The organism is Streptomyces sp. CA-251387, assembly GCF_050936625.1.
Classification (GTDB): Bacteria; Actinomycetota; Actinomycetes; order Streptomycetales; family Streptomycetaceae; genus Streptomyces.
Map to the genome: position 1 here is coordinate 2,778,257 of NZ_JBNJMJ010000001.1, position 16,274 is coordinate 2,794,530.

Sequence of the window (16,274 nt, forward strand, 5' to 3'; positions counted from 1 at the left end):
AGGGTTCAAGGGTCACCCGACGGACATGTCCCCTCGATATCGCAACGGTGCCAACCAGGCCGGCACGGTCATCGCGATCGTTGCCGACATCATGGCCCTCATCCTGGGCCTGTGGATCCTGATGTACCTACTGGACGCCAACCGGGCGAACGACTTCGTCCAGTTCGTCCATGACGCGGCCCGCTGGCTGGCGGGTTGGTCGCACGACCTGTTCACGTTCGACGAGGCGTGGGCGAGGGTGGTGGCGGGGTACGGCCTGGCGGCGGTCGTGTACCTGTTCGTGGGTCACGCCATCGCCAATCGAGTACACCGCCACTGACTGATCCCCCCGGCGTCTCAGGCGCAACAGTCCGGGTCCAGTCCCATCGGCAGACGATCGCCGCCGAATACCGCGCAAGTGGCCTCGTGGCCGCCCAGGGCGGCGACGGCAAGGAGAAGGGACCCGGCCGTCCAAGTCGTCAGCTCCCGCGGCCAGATCGCGTCGTCCTCGAAGACGTAGCCGGTCCAGTACAGCCCGCTCTCCGGGTCACGTAGGTGCTGGATCGACTGCAGGATCTCCAGCGCACGGTCGGACTCGCCCATCGCCCAAAGGGCGAGGGCGAGTTCGGCGGACTCACCCCCCGTCACCCACGGATTCGGCACGACGCACCGCACTCCGAGCCCGGGCACGACGAAGCGGTCCCAGCCCTCCTCCATGCGGGACTTGGCCTCGGCACCCGTCAACGCGCCGCCCAGCACCGGGTAGTACCAGTCCATGGAGTACCGGTCCTTGTCCAGGAACCGCTCCGGATGCCGCCGTATCGCATGCCGCAGGGCACCTGCGGCCAACTCCCAGTCGGGCTGGGGCTCTTCACGCTGCTCGGCGATGGCCAGCCCGCACCGCAGCGCGTGGTGGATCGAGGAGGAGCCGGTCAGCAGGGCGTCCTGCGTCGCGGTGCCGTCCTCGTCGCGCCGCCAGCCGATCTGGCCGCCGGGCTGCTGGAGTTGGAGGACGAACTCGATGGCCGCGTAGACGGACGGCCACATGCGGTCCAGGAACGTGTCGTCGCCGGTGGAGAGGTAGTGGTGCCAGACGCCTACGGCTATGTAGGCGACGAAGTTGGTCTCGCGGCCGGTGTCGGTGATGTCGTCGAAGGCACCGTCCGCGTAGGCGGCGTACCAGGAGCCGTCCTCGTTCTGGTGGGTGGCCAGCCAGGTGTACGCCCGCTCGGCGGCCGTGTGCTCACCGGCCGCGTCCAGCGCCATCGCCGCCTCGACGTGGTCCCACGGGTCGAGGTGGTGTCCGCGGAACCACGGGATCGCCCCGTCCTCCCGCTGGACGGCGAGGATCCCCGCGACGGTCGCGGCGGCCTGCTCGGCGGTGAGGACCCCGGGCAGGACGAGGTGTTCTGTCCGGGGGGTGGTCACTTGGCGGCCGCCTCGGAGGTCTCAGACGTCTCGGACAGGCGCGGCAGATGGGGCTTGGTCGCGTACGCCACGAAGCTCTTGCCGATCAGCGGGTTCAGCGCCTGTTCGGCGACCCGGGTGGCCAGCGGTTTCTTCATGATGTCCCAGACCAGCAGCTTGTGGTACGCCCGCACCGGCAGGGCCTTGTCGTTGTCGACGCCGAACGCGCACTTCAGCCACCAGTAGGGCGAGTGCAGGGCGTGGGCGTGGTGGGTGCCGTACGGCTTCAGTCCCGCCTCGCGGATCTTCGCCAGCAGCTCGTCCGCCTTGTAGATGCGGATGTGGCCGCCCTCGACCTCGTGGTACTCGTCGGACAGGGCCCAGCAGACCTTCTCGGGGCCGTAGCGGGGGACGGTGATGGCGATACGGCCGCCCGGCTTCAGCACCCGCACCATCTCGGCGAGGACGCCCTTGTCGTCCGGGATGTGCTCCATGACCTCGGAGATGATGACGACGTCGAAGGACTCGTCCGGGAAGGGCAGCGCGAGGGCGTCGCCCTCCATGGCGGTGGCCGTGGCCCCCTCCGGTGCCTCCCCCGCCTCCTTCATCGCCGCGAACCACTTCGCGACCTCGCGGATCTCCTCACCGTTCTGGTCCAGCGCCACGACCTGGGCGCCGCGCCGGTAGCACTCGAACGCGTGCCGGCCGGCACCGCAGCCGAGGTCCAGGACGCGGTCGCCCGGGGCGAGCGGGAACCGGGAGAAGTCGACGGTCAGCACGTGGGCCTGCTTTCGCGGTCGGAACGGTTGGAGGGACGGGGGTCGAGGGTCGTGTGCGCGGGGCTCACTGGGCGGCCCCGGTGACGCGGGCGGGTTCCCCGGTCTGGGCCGCGCTGGTCACCCCTGCCGGTACGACATCGTTCGAGGCCGCGGAGCGGCCGGGGGTCTGGAGCGCGGGGCGTTCCATCGCGGGTGCCGCCGAGCGGCCGGCATCCGGGCCCGCCGAGCGGGCGATCGCCTCTCGGTAGCGGGCCACCGTTCCCTCGGCGGCCCGTGCCCAGGTGAAGTGCTGCAGGACCCGCTCGCGGCCCGCGGCGCCGAGTCGGGCGCGCAGGTCCGGGTCGCCCAGGAGTCGGCTCAGCCCGGCGGCCAGCGCCCCCGCGTCGCCCGGTGGCACCGCCAGGCAGGTTTCGCCGTCCTGTCCGGCGACCTCGGGGATGGCCCCGCCGGTCGTGGCGAGGAGCGGCGTCCCGGTGGCCATGGCCTCGGCGGCCGGCAGGGAGAAGCCCTCGTAGAGCGACGGCACGCAGGCCACCTCGGCCGAGCGGACCAGGTCGACGAGGTCCGCGTCGGAGATGCCCTTGACGAACTCGACGGCGCCTTCGAGGCCGTACCGCTCGACGGCCTGCGCGACCGGCCCCTCCTCGGGCCGCTTGCCGACGACGACGAGGTGGGCGTCGGGGTGCTCGGTGCGGACCTTGGCGAGTGCCTCGACGAGGAAGACGAGGCCCTTCAGCGGGACGTCGGCGCTGGAGGTCGTCACGATGCGGCCCGGTATCTGCCGTACCGAAGGATCCGGCGAGAAGAGGTCGGTGTCGGCGCCGATGTGGACGACGTGGATACGGTCCTGCCGTACGCCGAGGTGGTCGACGATCTCCGCGCGGGACGTACCCGAGACGGTCAGCACCGACGGCAGGCGGCGTGCCACGCGCTTCTGCATGCGGGTGAAGGCGTACCAGCGGCGTACGGACATCCGCCGCTGCCAGCCCTCGGCCGCGTCCAGCTCCAGCTGCCGGTCCACGGTGATGGGGTGGTGGATGGTGGTGACGAGGGGCGCGCCGACGTCGCCCAACAGGCCGTATCCGAGCGTCTGGTTGTCGTGTACGACGTCGAAGTCCCCTCGCCTGGCGCGCAGGTGGCGGCGGGCTCGCAGCGAGAACGTCAGCGGCTCGGGGAAGCCGCCGGTCCACATGGTCGCCACTTCCAGCGCGTCGATCCAGTCGCGGTACTCGTCGCGCTTCGGGGTGCGGAAGGGGTCGGGCTGGCGGTACAGGTCGAGGCTGGGGAGCTCGGTGAGGCTCAGACGGTCGGCGTAGTCCGCGCCCTCGTCGAGGACGGGGTAGGGCTGGGAGCCGATGACCTCGACGCGATGGCCGAGGCGGGCCAGCTCGCGGGAGAGGTGCCGTACGTAGACGCCCTGGCCGCCGCAGAACGGGTTCCCTTTATAGGTGAGAAGCGCGATGTCGAGCGGTCGCTCGCCGTCGGCGGCAAGGTCCTTCGGGGACCCGGCCTCCCTGGCCTCAGCGGTCACTCCAGGCCCCCTTCTCCCTGCTCTGTCCCGCGAGATTACGCCGGGACGCTAATCTAGAACAAGTTTCAGACTTGATCGTTCAAGAGGCTCTGAATCTACCGGCAGGTAGCGCCGCTGTGAGCGATGGATCAGGTGATTCACGCCACGGCCGACGCCCTGGCATGCTCTGTCCGGTCACTCACCCTCACCGACTGTCACGGAACGGGATCCATGCCTGCGGAAGTCAGTAGCGCGACCCCCGCCTCACCGCCTCTCACCGAGCGGCAGGAGGCTCGTCGCCGGCGCATCCTGCACGCCAGCGCGCAGCTCGCCAGCCGGGGTGGTTTCGACGCCGTGCAGATGCGGGAGGTCGCGGAGTCCTCGCAGGTGGCGCTCGGCACGCTGTACCGCTACTTCCCGTCCAAGGTGCATCTGCTGGTCGCCACGATGCAGGACCAGCTGGAGCACATGCACGGCACGCTGCGGAAGAAGCCGCCGCAGGGGGAGACGGCGGCGGAGCGGGTCGCGGAGACCCTGATGCGCGCCTTCCGCGCACTGCAGCGCGAGCCGCATCTGGCCGACGCCATGGTCCGCGCCCTGACCTTCGCCGACCGCAGCGTCTCCCCCGAGGTCGACCAGGTGTCCCGGCAGACGACGGTGATCATCCTGGACGCGATGGGGCTGGACAACCCTACGCCCGAGCAGCTCTCCGCCGTCCGCGTCATCGAGCACACCTGGCACTCGGCCCTGATCACCTGGCTCTCGGGCCGCGCCTCGATCGCCCAGGTGAAGATCGACATCGAGACGGTCTGCCGCCTGATCGACCTGACGGCACCCACGGACACCTGAGACGGCGCCCGCGTACCCATGACGCATGAAGAAGCCCGGGCGCGCGAGGAGACCGGGCGCGTCCGGGCACGTAAAAGACCTACGAGACGGGTTCCCTGCGCCGGTATTACCCGGATCAGGTACTGGGGGTCGCCTTCCGGTCTTCCGACTTTCCGGCCTCTCAGCCCGGACCGTCGATGTCGGCCCCAGCGGAAGCCCTTCGGCTTCCCGCCAGAGTCGGCTACTCCGGTTCGGGCTCCCTCACTCGTCCCGTAGGCCGACTTCCATAATAGAACGTTTGCCCCCAAAGAGAACACCCCGAATAGCTATTTTCCTGGGCAAAATCGGACACCCTGTCTAGCCGACCGCCTGTCTAGCCGACCGCCTTCAGCCCGCTCCAGCTCCGCCCGATCACAGCCTCCCCGGCCCATCGCTCCAGCAGCCGTCGCGCATCCTTCTCCGGAGCCGCCAGCGCCACCTGCTGGGCGCCCGCCTGCACGGTCCGCTCCTGCTGGTGGCTGCCCTCGCTGCAGCAGGCGCAGAGCATCCGTACGGCGCTCGCGGGCTCGGCGCCGTAGCCGTGCTCGACGAACAGCCCGATCAGCGCCTCCAGGTCGCCGGGTTCGCCCGCCGCCACCGTCACCTCCAGGGTGGGCAGGTCGGAGGACTCGAAGAGCAGGAGCTCGTCGAAGACGGGATACGTCGTGCCGTCGACGATCCGCTCGCCATTCGGGACGCCGTCGTGAACCACGATCTCGCCGTACCGGCGCCCGCCCGTGACCGGCACGTTGACCACCCTTCCGCGCGTCGGGCACAGCCGCTCGACCCAGACGACCTCCCGCTGCCCGCCGGTGTCCAGCCGTACGCAGGCGTTCCCGAAGCGGCCCTCGATCGCGCCCTCGCCCTCCGGGAGTTCGAAGCCGAAGCCGGCCCAGGCGTCCCGGGCCGTCGCCCAGTCGCGCTGGATGGTGGCCGCGATGCCGAGGTTCCAGTACGCGGGGTCGCCCTCGCCGCGCGGTGAGCGGGCGGCGGCCTCACGCCCGAGTTCGTAGGCCTTCTGCCAGTTGCGCAGGAACTTGTGGGCGAGCGCGGCGTCGTACCACCACACCGCGCTCGGCTCCTCGTCCGGGAAGTGCGCGAGCACCTGCTCGTGGAGCTCGGCGGAGCGCAGCCAGTCCTCGGCCTCCCATGCCGTGCGTGCCTGCTTGAGCAGCTCTCTGGCCTCGGACTTGCGCACGTTCCCCACCCTTGTCGACCCGCCGGAACCGCAGGAGAGTACCCCGCGTCGCCGGCAGCCCTGCTCCTCGGGGCGAGGCTCGGGACGGGACGGGAACAGCCTCAGTCCTCCGGAGGGAACACCGGCTCCCCGCTCCCCAGCATCGTGATCACGATCGCCTCCACCGGGCAGCTCTCCGCCGCGGCCAGGATCCTCTCGTTCGCGTCGGTCTCCGGGTCGGCCGGATGGGACTGGCGGCCGGTGTCGAGGCGGAAGCCGTCGGGGGCGTGGTGGACGCACTGGGCCGAGCCGATGCACACCGACCGGTCGACCTCGACGTGCCAGCGGTCGCCCATGCCGGCTCACGCCTCCCAGCCGGCCGGCAGGTGGATCATCTTGTGCTCCAGGTACTCGCCGTAGCCCTCGGGGCCGAACTCCCGCCCCAGGCCCGAGTTCTTGTAGCCGCCGAACGGGCCCAGCATGTCCAGGCTGAAGGTGTTCACCGAGTAGGTGCCGGTACGGACCTGGCGGGCGACCTCGATGCCATGCGCGGTGTCGGCCGTCCAGACGCTGCCGCTCAGGCCGTAGTCGGAGTCGTTCGCGATCTTCACGGCCTCGGACTCGTCGCCGTAGGGGAGGAGACAGATCACGGGGCCGAAGATCTCCTCGCGCGCGATCCGCATCGAGTTGTCGACGTCGCCGAAGAGCGTCGGCTCGACGTACCAGCCCCGGTCCAGGCCCTGCGGACGCCCGCCGCCGGTGAGGATCTTCGCGCCCTCCTCCTGGCCGATGCGGATGTAGTCGAGGTTCCTGCGCTGCTGCCGCTGCGCCACCAGCGGCCCCACCTGGGTCGCCGGGTCCAGCGGGTCGCCGACCACCAGCGCGCCCGCCGCCGCGGCGAAGGCCTCGGCGAACTCGTCGTAGCGGGCGCGGGGCAGGAGGATGCGCGTCTGGGCCACGCACGCCTGGCCGTTGTTCATCCACGCCGCCGGGACCACACCGGCGACCGTCGCCTCGACGTCCGCGTCCGGCAGGACGACGGCCGCCGACTTGCCGCCCAGCTCCAGCGTCACGCGGGTGAGATTGCGGGCCGCGACCTCCATGACCCGTTTTCCGGCCGCCACCGACCCCGTGAAGGAGACCTTGTCGATCCCCGGGTGCCCGACCAGGTACTCGCTCACCTCGCGGTCCGCCGGGAGGATGGACAGGACCCCGTCCGGCAGCCCGGCGTCCTTCGCGATCTCGGCGAGGAGGTAGGCGTCCAGCGGTGACTCCGGCGACGGCTTGAGGATCACCGTGCAGCCGGTGAGCAGCGCGGGCGCGAGCTTGGCGGCGGCGACGAACTGCGGGACGTTCCAGGGGACGACGGCCGCCACGACCCCGACCGGCTCCCGCCGCACGAGGATCTTCCCCAGCACGCCGTCGCGCCGCTCCTCGTAGGTGAAGTTCCGCGCGACCGTGATCGCCGCGTCCCACACCATCATCGCGCCGAGCGCCTGCGCGAGGACGCTCCAGGAGTACGGGGAGCCGTTCTCGGAGGAGATCACGCGGGCGATCTCCTCGTGCCGCAGGGCGATTCCGTCCTTGATGCGGGTGACGACCTCGATCCGCTCGTCGAGCGACATCCGCGGCCAGGGGCCCTCGTCGAACGCCTTCCGCGCCACCGCGACCGCCCGGTCGACGTCGGCCGGCGAGGCGTGCGGCACGCGTCCGATGACCTCCTCCGTGTGCGGCGAGATCACCTCGATGACGTCCTTGCCCAGGGGGTCGGTCAACTCCCCGCCGATGAACAGCTGTCCGTGTTCCACGAGCTCGGTCATGGCCGACGCCTCCTGCGGAGCTGGAGCGGGTTTCCTTGGTATCTGACGCTGTTTCAGAACTGATACCAGTTCCACTACGAGGAGTCCACGGATCGCACATCACTCACGCCTACGCTGATCAAGTCGACGGGGAGGAACGGTGGATGACGGCAAACCGTGAGCGCAGGCGCGCGTGGGCGGTGTTCGCGACGGCCATGACGACGGCCGCCTGCGGCGCCGTATGGACGGCCTCGAACTGGGACGACGTCACACATGGCAACGGGGTGTCCGTCCACCGGGAGACCAAGAGCCCCGAGGAGATGAGGGAGTTCTGGACCCCGGAGCGGATGCGGAACGCCAAGCCTGGATGACTCAGGCTCCCATCGAAACCCGTTCTAGTTATAGTGGCCGTCGGTGTGTGCCGGTGTGCGGCGATTGGGGAGCCCATGGCGCAGGTGTACGACCACGGCGGCGGCGTCCGGTCCCTCCAGGTCCCCATCCCTGACAACCCGCTCGGCCACACCCTCGTGTACGTCGTCGACACCGACCGCGGCCCGGTCCTCATCGACACCGGCTGGGACGACCCGGCCTCCTGGGACGCCCTCGCCGAGGGCCTGACGGCGTGCGGCACGGCGCCCGCCGAGATCCACGGCGTGGTGATCACCCATCACCACCCGGACCACCACGGCCTGTCGGGCAAGGTGCGCGAGGCCTCCGGGGCGTGGATCGCGATGCACGCGGCGGACGCGGCGATCGTACGGCGCACCCGCGCGACCCGCCCCGAGCGCTGGTTCTCGTACATGGCGGACAAGCTCACGGCGGCCGGCGCCCCGGAAGCCCACGTGTCCCCGCTCCGCGCCGCCCGCCGCCCCCGCTCCCTGCCCGGCTTCTCGCCCGCCGCGCCCGACCGCGAGATCGTCCCCGGCGAGCTCCTCGACCTCCCCGGCCGCCGCCTGCGCGCCATCTGGACCCCGGGCCACACCCCCGGCCACGTCTGCCTCCACCTGGAGGAGGAACACCCGGCCCGGCTGCCGGGCCACGGCCGCCTGTTCTCCGGCGACCACCTGCTCCCCGAGATCACCCCGCACATCGGCCTGTACGAGGACCCCGACGACACGACCGTCACCGACCCCCTCGGCGATTACCTCGACTCCCTCGAACGCGTCGGCCGTCTCGCCCCCGCCGAGATCCTCCCGGCCCACCAGCACGCGTTCACCGACGCGCCCGTCCGCGTACGGCAGTTGCTGACCCACCACGAGGAACGCCTCACCGGACTGCTGGCGTTGCTGTCCGAGCCCCTCACCCCCTGGCAGCTCGCCGAGCGCATGGAGTGGAACCGGCCCTGGGACCAGATCCCTTACGGCTCACGGAACATCGCGATCGCGGAGGCCGAGTCGCATCTGCGGCGGCTGGTGAAGCTGGGGCGGGCGGAGGCGGTGGCGGGGAGTGAGCCGGTGATGTACGTGGCGGTGTGAGCGGTGGCGTACGTGGCTGGGCAATTCGATCGTGCCCCGTGCTCCCGGCTGGTACCAACGGACCCATGGGCCCCCTCGAGCAACTCCTCGCCGAGCGCGCCTGCGAGCGTCTGATCCTCGACTTCGTCCACCGCCTCGACCTCGGCGAACCGGCCTCCGTCGCCGAGTTGTTCACCGAGGACGGCCGGTGGGAGTGGCCCCCTCCCGGGGACGGGCGCCGCTCCGAGGGACGGGCGGCACTGCGGGCGTACTTCGGCGCACGGCCGGCGGACAAGCTCTCGCGGCGGATCATGTCCAACATCCGCGTCACGGTGACCTCGCCGGACACGGCCGAGGCCACGTCGTACTTCACGACCTACCGCGTCGAAGGCCGGACCGGCGGCATGGTCCCGGCCGCCCCGCCCGTCCAGGTCGGCCACTACGCGGACACCTTCCGCCGCGTCGACGGTCAGTGGCTGCTGGCCTCGCGGACCCTGCACCTTCCGTTCGGCGGGCCCACGCCGAGGGTCGACAGCTGAGCTCCACCGCAGGCCGGCGCCCCTCCACTCGCGTCTACTCGCGGCTACTCGCGCATGAACGTACGGATCAACTCCTCCGCAGCACCGAGGAGTTCGACCTCCCGCCGAGTCATCGTCGGATTGGCCGCGCGGCGCCGCAGCGCCCCCGCCAGGCCGTCCTCCGTCAGGTCGGACGGGTCGGCGAGCAGGGCGGCCAGGAGGGCTCGGGCGGGTTCGGCAAGAGGTCCGTCGTCCACGGCCACTTGGGCGAGGACCACCGCGGAGGAGCCCCAGTCCAGGCCGGGGTCGCCGTCCCGTGCGTTGTCCCAGTCGATGACGTACGGACCGTCGGGCGTGAGGATGACGTTGTCCGGATGCAGGTCGAGGTGGAGGACACTGCCGTCCGATCGGCGTGCGGGCACCCGGTGCAACCGCCGTAGCAGACCGGCGAGCATGCCGCCCGCCTCGTCCGCGCCCAGCGCCCCCTCGGTCAGTGCCCGCAGCATTGTCGGCCCCGACAGCCGCTGCATCACCAGGTCGGTCCGCGAGGAGTCGGCGAGCCGTACCCTCGGCGCCGGATAGCCGTGTTCACGCACGTGCGCCATCACCGCGCCCTCGGCCAACGCGTCCCCGTACCCGTCCCGGAAGCGGCGCACCACCCACGCCTCGTCGAGCTCGTACACGTCCGCGGTACGCCCCGACCCGAGCAGTCTCCCCACAGCCCCCTCAGCCATGGCCCGAACCTACCCGCCCGCACAGGCGGCCCTCAGGGGTTCGGTTACGGCCGGGTAGAGTGGCGGCGTCGTCATCACACCCGTACGGGGGGAAGCCGGTGCAAATCCGGCGCTGACCCGCAACCGTGAGCCACCCCGTGGCAAGCCGGATCGCCCCGCACGGGTTTTGTGACCGGCTCACGTGCACCGGCAACCGGCCGGCGCACGGCACCGTCGAGGTACGGAGCCGAGCCGCCCGGGGGTCTCCCCCTGTGCTGCCCGGTTCCCTCAGGGAAGGGCACCCGCCGATCATGTACGTCCGCCGCAGCGCCGCGGCCCTGGCCGCCACCGTCGTGATCGGTACGGCCGCCGCCACGCCCGCAGCCGCCGCCGACTCCGCCCCGTCCGCGTCCCCGTCGGTGGCGATTCCCGCGGGCCTGTACGGCACGGCCGACCCGACGTACGACGGTGTCTGGCGCCAGTCCCTCGCGCTGCTCGCCCAGGACACGGTGGGCGTGCAGCCGGCGGCGAAGGCCGTGGACTGGCTCACCGGGCAGCAGTGCGCCAACGGCGCGTTCGCCCCGTTCCGCGCCGACGTCTCGACGGCCTGCGACGCGAAGACCCTGGTCGACACCAACAACACGGCCGCCGCCGTCCAGGCCCTCGCCGCGCTCGGCGGGCACGACGCCGCGACCGGCAAGGCGGTGGCCTGGCTGAAGTCCGTGCAGAACAAGGACGGGGGGTGGGGGTACGCGGCGGGCGGCCCGAGCGACGCCAACTCCACCTCGGTCGTGGTCGGCGCCCTCACGGCCGTCGGTGAGAAGCCGGGAGAGGTGCGCAAGGGGGGCAAGTCCCCGTACGACGCCTTGCTGAAGCTGTCCCTGCCGTGCGGGAGCGAGGACGCGGGCGCGTTCGCGTTCCAGCCCGACAAGAAGGGCACGCTGGCGCCCAACGCGGACGCGACCGCCGCGGGCGTCCTCGGCGTCCTCGGCAAGGGGCTGGTGACGACGGCGGGCAAGGCTCCGGCAAGCACCCGGCAGTGCCTCGGCGGCGAGAACCGCACGCCCGCCGACGCTGCCCTCAACGGCGCCGTCCACCTCGCCCGCTCCCTCAACGGCACCGGCTACCTGAAGTCCGCGCTGCCCGGCGCCAAGGACCAGCCGGACTACGGCAACACCGCCGACGCGGTGGTGGCGCTCGCCGCCGCGGGCCTGACCGAGCAGGGCCGGGAGTCCCTGGTCTGGCTGGAGCAGCACTACGCCGGCTGGGCCGAGCAGAGCGGGCCCGCCGCCTACGCCCAGCTCGTCCTCGCCGCGCACGCGGCCGGCACCGACCCCCGCGACTTCGGCGGCACCGACCTGGTGAAGCAGCTCAACGCGACGGGCCCCGCACCGCAGTCGGCGAGGACCGCGTCGGAGAAGCCCGAGGGCAAGCGGGTGGCCGACGACGACAACGGCGTCAGCGTGTGGTGGATCGTCGGCGTCGGCCTGGTCGCGGGCATCGGCATCGGCTTCCTGCTGAGCGGCCGCAACAAGGGCGGGCGACGGTGATCCGCCGCGCGCTCGCTCCGCTCCTGGCCGCGCTGGTCCTCCTGACCGGCGCGGCCCAGGCCGCCCAGGCGACCGGCTACCGCTACTGGTCCTTCTGGGACCACGACGGCGACACCTGGACCTACGCCACCCAGGGCCCCTCCACCGCCCGCCCGTCCGACGGCGACGTCCAGGGCTTCCGCTTCGCGGTGAGCGAGGACTCCAAGAACGCGGCCCGCCCGAGGGGCACGGCAGTGTTCGAGGTGATCTGCGCGAGGACTCCGCCGCAGGACGGCAAGAAGCGGGTGGCTCTCGTCATCGACTTCGGTACGACAGCTGACGCCCCGTCGGGCGAGACCCCACCGGCGCGCCGCGCGGCATGCGCGCGGGTGGCCCCGGACGCGACCACGGCAGAAGCACTGGCCGCGGTGGCCAAGCCCCTCCGCTACGACACGAACGCCCTGTTGTGCGCGATCTCCGGGTACCCGGAGAAGGGGTGCGGGGAGCAGGTGTCCAGCGCCGAGAAGCCGACGACTTCCGAGAAGAAGGACACCTCGGACGACGGCCCGTCGCTGGGGTTGGTGGCCGGGATTGCCGTAGTGGCAGTACTGGGAGCAGCCGCGGCCTGGCAAGCACGGCGGCGGCGAGCTTGATGGCAGGCCGACGCACGCAGCCCGCGAGCGGTCGAGCCACGCAGCCCGCGGGCAGTCGTGCCGCTGGGGCGGCTCCCGACCCGAAGAGAGGCGGCACCCCGCAAGCGCGGGCAAGCGTCCCCGCTCCCCGCCCGCGCCCCCGCGCACAGCTCCACCCCGGCGCCTGGTGGCTCTGGTCCCTCGCCCTGGGTACAGCCGCCACCCGCACCACCAATCCCCTCCTCCTCACCCTCCTCACAGCAACCTCGGCTTACGTAGTAGCGACCTGCCGCCCCGACACCCCCACCGCCCGCTCCTACACCGCCTTCGTCAAACTCGCCCTCGCCGTCCTCCTCATCCGCCTCCTCTTCGCGGCAGCGCTGGGCTCTCCCCTCCCCGGCACCCACGTGATCGTCACGCTCCCCGAACTCCCCCTCCCCGACTGGGCCCAGGGCATCCGCCTGGGCGGCAAGGTCACCGCCGAGACCCTTCTCAACGCCCTCTACGACGGCCTGAGACTCGCCACCCTCCTCATCTGCGTGGGCGCGGCGAACTCCCTAGCCAGCCCGACCCGCCTCCTCAAGTCCCTCCCCGGCGCCCTCTATGAAATGGGCGTAGCGGTGGTGGTCGCCCTCACCTACGCGCCCCACCTGATCGCCGACGTCCAGCGCCTGCGCGCCGCCCGCCGCCTGCGCGGCCGCCCGCACACCGGCATCCGCGGCCTCCTGCACGTCGGGCTCCCGGTCCTGGAAGGCGCGTTGGAGCGGTCCGTCTCGCTCGCCGCCGCGATGGACGCCCGCGGCTACGGCCGTACCGCCGCCGTCCCGCCCCGCGTCCGCCGTACGACCACCGCTCTCACCCTCGGCGGCCTGCTGGGCGTCTGCGCGGGAACGTACGGCCTCCTCACCGCCGAAGGCGGCACGTACGGCCTCCCGGTCCTCCTCACCGGACTCGCCGCCGCCCTGGCAGGGCTCCGCCTCGGCGGTCGCCGCACCCTGCGCACCCGTTACCGCCCGGACCGCTGGGACGCCCGCGCCTGGCTGGTCGCCGGTTCCGGCGCGGCGGTCGCCGCCCTGCTGACCCTCGCCTCGACCCGCGACCCGGCGGCCCTGCACCCGGGCGTGATCCCCCTCGTCGCCCCCACCCTCCCGTTGTGGCCCGCGGCGGCCGTCCTCCTCGGCCTGCTCCCGGCCTTCGTCAGCCCCGCACCCAGCAGTCCCGCCGCCCCCGAGGAGCCGTCGTGATCCGCTTCGAGAACGTGTCGGTGACCTACGACGGCGCCCCCGAACCCACCGTCCAGGGCGTCGACTTCGAGGTCCCGGAAGGCGAACTGGTCCTCCTCGTCGGCCCGTCGGGCGTCGGCAAGTCCACCGTCCTGGGCGCCGTGAGCGGACTCGTCCCACACTTCACCGGCGGCACCCTGCGTGGCCGCGTCACGGTGGCCGGCCGGGACACCCGCACCCACAAGCCCCGCGAACTCGCGGACGTGGTGGGCACGGTGGGCCAGGACCCCCTCTCCCACTTCGTGACCGACACCGTCGAGGACGAACTGGCCTACGGCATGGAGTCACTGGGCCTCGCCCCCGACGTCATGCGCCGCCGGGTCGAGGAGACCCTGGACCTCCTCGGCCTCGCCGACCTCCGCGACCGCCCCATCGCCACCCTCTCCGGCGGCCAGCAACAGCGTGTCGCGATCGGCTCGGTGCTCACGCCGCACCCCAGCGTCCTGGTCCTCGACGAACCGACCTCGGCCCTGGACCCCGCCGCCGCCGAAGAGGTCCTCGCGGTCCTCCAACGCCTGGTCCACGACCTGGGCACCACGGTCCTGATGGCCGAACACCGCCTGGAGCGAGTCATCCAGTACGCCGACCAGGTCGTCCTGCTGCCCGCACCGGGCGCGGCCCCGATCCTGGGCACCCCGGCGGAGGTGATGGCCATGTCCCCGGTGTATCCGCCGGTCGTGGACCTGGGCCGCCTGGCGGGCTGGTCCCCGCTGCCACTGACGGTCCGGGACGCACGGCGACGGGCGGGGAACCTACGGCAGCGGCTTGAGAAGCGGGAGGTCATCGCCCTGGAGGGGCGCGGGGCTGCACTGGATTTGCGGCTACCGCCGCGTGGGCGCGATCAACCACAACAAACCGGCAGCCGCCAACAATCAAATCCCCGCGAGCCATTGGGCGAAAACCCCACTCCCCGCCGATGGTTCCAGCGCAGGCGCACCCCCGCCGCCCCACCGACCCCCCACACAGCCGAGGTAAAAGCCCTCACCGTGACCCGCGACCACACCCGAGCCCTGCACAGCATCAACCTCACCGTCACCCCCGGCGAAACAATCGCTGTCATGGGCCGCAACGGCGCCGGTAAATCCACTCTCCTCAACACCTTGGTCGGCCTCATCAAACCCGCCGCCGGCTCGGTGACCGTAGGCGGAGCCGGCCTGGTCCCCCAGGAACCCCGCGACCTCCTGTACGCGGACACGGTCGCCGCCGAGTGCACGGCCGCCGACGCCGACGCCGGCGCAGCGCCCGGCACCTGCCGCGCCCTCGTCTCCGAGCTCCTCCCGGACGTCCCCGACGACACGCACCCCCGCGACCTCTCCGAGGGCCAGCGTCTGACACTCGCGCTGGCCATCGTCCTGACCGCCCGCCCTCGGCTGCTGCTCCTCGACGAGCCGACCCGCGGCCTGGACTACGCGGCGAAGGCCCGCCTCGTCACCTTGCTGCGCGGCCTGGCCGCCCAGGGGCACGCCGTCGTGCTGGCGACGCATGACGTGGAGCTGGCCGCCGAGCTCGCCGACCGTGTCGTGCTCCTCGCCGACGGTGAGGTGATAGCGGACGGCCCGGCAGCGGACGTCGTGGTCGCCTCGCCCTCCTTCGCCCCGCAGGTGGCCAAGATCCTGGCCCCGCAGAAGTGGCTCACGGTCGCCGAGGTGAGGGAGGCCCTCGCATGACCGGCCGCTCCACCCCCCAGGCCCCCCATGCTCCGCAGGCCCGGGCCGTCCGCCTGGGACCCCGCTCGGTCGCCGCCCTCGTCCTCGTCAGCGCGGTCGGCGTCGCCGCGCTCGGCTGGCCCTTCCTGGCCCCGCCCGCCGCGCAGGTGAGCGCCCATGCGCAGGACGCCCCGTGGCTGTTCACCTGCCTGCTGCTCCTGCTGGTCGCGGTCGTCGCCGCGACGATCTCCGAGTCCGGGCTCGGCCCGAAGGCGGTGGCGATGCTGGGCGTGCTGGCGGCGACCGGGGCCGCCCTGCGCCCGCTCGGCGCCGGGACGGCCGGTATCGAGCCGATGTTCTTCCTGATGGTGCTCAGCGGCCGGGTCCTCGGCCCGGGCTTCGGGTTCGTCCTCGGCGCGGTGACGATGTTCGCGTCCGCCCTGCTCACGGGCGGGGTGGGGCCGTGGATGCCGTTCCAGATGCTGTCGATGGGCTGGTTCACGATGGGCGCCGGACTATTGCCGGGCCCGGATCGTCTGCGCGGGCGCGGTGAGCTGGTCCTGCTGGCCGGCTACGGCTTACTCGCCGCGTTCGCCTACGGCACGGTGATGAACATGCAGGGCTGGCCGTACCTCCTCGCGGACGGCTCGAACATCGCCCCCGACCCCGAGGCGGGGCCCCTGGCCAATCTGGCCCGCTTCGTCGCGTACTGCCTGGCCACCTCGCTCGGCTGGGACCTCGGCCGGGCGGTCGTCACCGTGATCCTCACCTTCACGCTCGGCCCGGCGATCCTCAAGGCGCTGCGCCGGGCCACGCGCCGGGCGGCCTTCGAGAGCCCCGTCACATTCGACGCTCCCGCAGGGTGAAGCGGTGCACGCGGGCCGTTACGCACCCGGTGAACCACCCCACATGACCCACATCACCTACGATCCTCTTTAGTCGGACAAATCGGAGGCCATGAACACGGCAATTCGCTGCCTG

At 72.0% G+C, this 16,274-nt stretch carries 17 protein-coding genes; 10 read left to right on the forward strand and 7 right to left on the reverse strand.

Annotation, left to right across the window (positions count from 1 at the left end; all coding sequences use genetic code 11):
- Positions 1 to 25 precede the first annotated feature (25 nt).
- Entirely contained in the window at positions 26 to 319 is a 294-nt protein-coding gene (locus ACQEV2_RS12425; protein ID WP_004001644.1) for a hypothetical protein, read from the forward strand.
- 17 nt (positions 320 to 336) lie between these two features.
- Here ACQEV2_RS12425 and ACQEV2_RS12430 read toward each other — a convergent pair whose 3' ends face one another.
- The 3 genes from ACQEV2_RS12430 to ACQEV2_RS12440 form a co-directional block, all read right to left on the reverse strand.
- Positions 337 to 1,407, reverse strand: coding sequence for a prenyltransferase (locus ACQEV2_RS12430; RefSeq protein ID WP_433039405.1), 1,071 nt, complete (start codon positions 1,405 to 1,407; stop codon positions 337 to 339).
- On the reverse strand, positions 1,404 to 2,165 hold the full coding sequence (locus tag ACQEV2_RS12435; protein WP_433039406.1) for a class I SAM-dependent methyltransferase: 762 nt from the start codon (positions 2,163 to 2,165) through the stop codon (positions 1,404 to 1,406). Before ACQEV2_RS12435 ends, ACQEV2_RS12430 begins: the two co-directional genes overlap by 4 nt.
- A 64-nt stretch (positions 2,166 to 2,229) precedes the next feature.
- A complete protein-coding gene (locus ACQEV2_RS12440) occupies positions 2,230 to 3,696 on the reverse strand; it encodes a glycosyltransferase family 4 protein (RefSeq protein WP_433039407.1) in 1,467 nt (488 codons plus the stop codon).
- Positions 3,697 to 3,906: 210 nt separating this feature from the next.
- On the opposite strand from ACQEV2_RS12440, the gene ACQEV2_RS12445 reads away from it, so the two are divergent.
- Positions 3,907 to 4,524: a TetR family transcriptional regulator gene (locus ACQEV2_RS12445; RefSeq protein WP_433039408.1), complete on the forward strand. Its 618-nt coding sequence runs from the start codon at positions 3,907 to 3,909 to the stop codon at positions 4,522 to 4,524.
- Between the two features lie 352 nt (positions 4,525 to 4,876).
- Here the strand turns inward: ACQEV2_RS12445 and ACQEV2_RS12450 are convergent, their stop codons facing one another.
- From ACQEV2_RS12450 to ACQEV2_RS12460, 3 genes are all read right to left on the reverse strand, one after another.
- A complete protein-coding gene (locus ACQEV2_RS12450) occupies positions 4,877 to 5,740 on the reverse strand; it encodes a tetratricopeptide repeat protein (protein ID WP_433039409.1) in 864 nt (287 codons plus the stop codon).
- Positions 5,741 to 5,841: 101 nt separating this feature from the next.
- Complete coding sequence (locus ACQEV2_RS12455) at positions 5,842 to 6,075, reverse strand: ferredoxin (protein ID WP_433039410.1); 234 nt, start codon at positions 6,073 to 6,075, stop codon at positions 5,842 to 5,844.
- 6 nt (positions 6,076 to 6,081) lie between these two features.
- The gene (locus tag ACQEV2_RS12460) at positions 6,082 to 7,539 is read right to left on the reverse strand and encodes an aldehyde dehydrogenase (protein ID WP_433039411.1); all 1,458 of its coding nucleotides are present in this window, start codon (positions 7,537 to 7,539) and stop codon (positions 6,082 to 6,084) included.
- Positions 7,540 to 7,682: 143 nt separating this feature from the next.
- Here ACQEV2_RS12460 and ACQEV2_RS12465 point away from each other — a divergent pair, with 143 nt between their 5' ends.
- From ACQEV2_RS12465 to ACQEV2_RS12475, 3 genes are all read left to right on the forward strand, one after another.
- Positions 7,683 to 7,889 (forward strand): hypothetical protein, encoded by a 207-nt coding sequence (locus ACQEV2_RS12465; protein ID WP_433039412.1) that lies wholly within the window; start codon positions 7,683 to 7,685, stop codon positions 7,887 to 7,889.
- A gap of 75 nt (positions 7,890 to 7,964) precedes the next feature.
- Complete coding sequence (locus ACQEV2_RS12470) at positions 7,965 to 8,993, forward strand: MBL fold metallo-hydrolase (RefSeq protein WP_433039413.1); 1,029 nt, start codon at positions 7,965 to 7,967, stop codon at positions 8,991 to 8,993.
- A 65-nt stretch (positions 8,994 to 9,058) separates the two neighbouring features.
- Positions 9,059 to 9,511 carry a nuclear transport factor 2 family protein gene (locus ACQEV2_RS12475; protein WP_433039414.1) on the forward strand — a complete coding sequence of 151 codons (453 nt, stop codon included), beginning with the start codon at positions 9,059 to 9,061 and terminating at the stop codon, positions 9,509 to 9,511.
- Positions 9,512 to 9,555: 44 nt separating this feature from the next.
- Here ACQEV2_RS12475 and ACQEV2_RS12480 read toward each other — a convergent pair whose 3' ends face one another.
- On the reverse strand, positions 9,556 to 10,224 hold the full coding sequence (locus ACQEV2_RS12480) for a phosphotransferase (RefSeq protein WP_433039415.1): 669 nt from the start codon (positions 10,222 to 10,224) through the stop codon (positions 9,556 to 9,558).
- A gap of 290 nt (positions 10,225 to 10,514) precedes the next feature.
- Here ACQEV2_RS12480 and ACQEV2_RS12485 point away from each other — a divergent pair, with 290 nt between their 5' ends.
- The 5 genes from ACQEV2_RS12485 to ACQEV2_RS12505 are packed head-to-tail and all read left to right on the forward strand — an operon-like array spanning position 10,515 to position 16,159.
- Positions 10,515 to 11,753: a prenyltransferase/squalene oxidase repeat-containing protein gene (locus tag ACQEV2_RS12485; RefSeq protein WP_433039416.1), complete on the forward strand. Its 1,239-nt coding sequence runs from the start codon at positions 10,515 to 10,517 to the stop codon at positions 11,751 to 11,753.
- Positions 11,750 to 12,385: an SCO2322 family protein gene (locus tag ACQEV2_RS12490; RefSeq protein ID WP_433039417.1), complete on the forward strand. Its 636-nt coding sequence runs from the start codon at positions 11,750 to 11,752 to the stop codon at positions 12,383 to 12,385. The genes ACQEV2_RS12485 and ACQEV2_RS12490 overlap by 4 nt, the downstream gene beginning before the upstream one ends.
- Positions 12,385 to 13,608 (forward strand): energy-coupling factor transporter transmembrane component T, encoded by a 1,224-nt coding sequence (locus ACQEV2_RS12495; RefSeq protein WP_433039418.1) that lies wholly within the window; start codon positions 12,385 to 12,387, stop codon positions 13,606 to 13,608. The genes ACQEV2_RS12490 and ACQEV2_RS12495 overlap by 1 nt, the downstream gene beginning before the upstream one ends.
- Positions 13,605 to 15,314 carry an ABC transporter ATP-binding protein gene (locus ACQEV2_RS12500; protein WP_433039419.1) on the forward strand — a complete coding sequence of 570 codons (1,710 nt, stop codon included), beginning with the start codon at positions 13,605 to 13,607 and terminating at the stop codon, positions 15,312 to 15,314. The genes ACQEV2_RS12495 and ACQEV2_RS12500 overlap by 4 nt, the downstream gene beginning before the upstream one ends.
- Positions 15,311 to 16,159 carry an ECF transporter S component gene (locus tag ACQEV2_RS12505; protein ID WP_433039420.1) on the forward strand — a complete coding sequence of 283 codons (849 nt, stop codon included), beginning with the start codon at positions 15,311 to 15,313 and terminating at the stop codon, positions 16,157 to 16,159. Before ACQEV2_RS12500 ends, ACQEV2_RS12505 begins: the two co-directional genes overlap by 4 nt.
- Positions 16,160 to 16,274 lie beyond the last annotated feature (115 nt).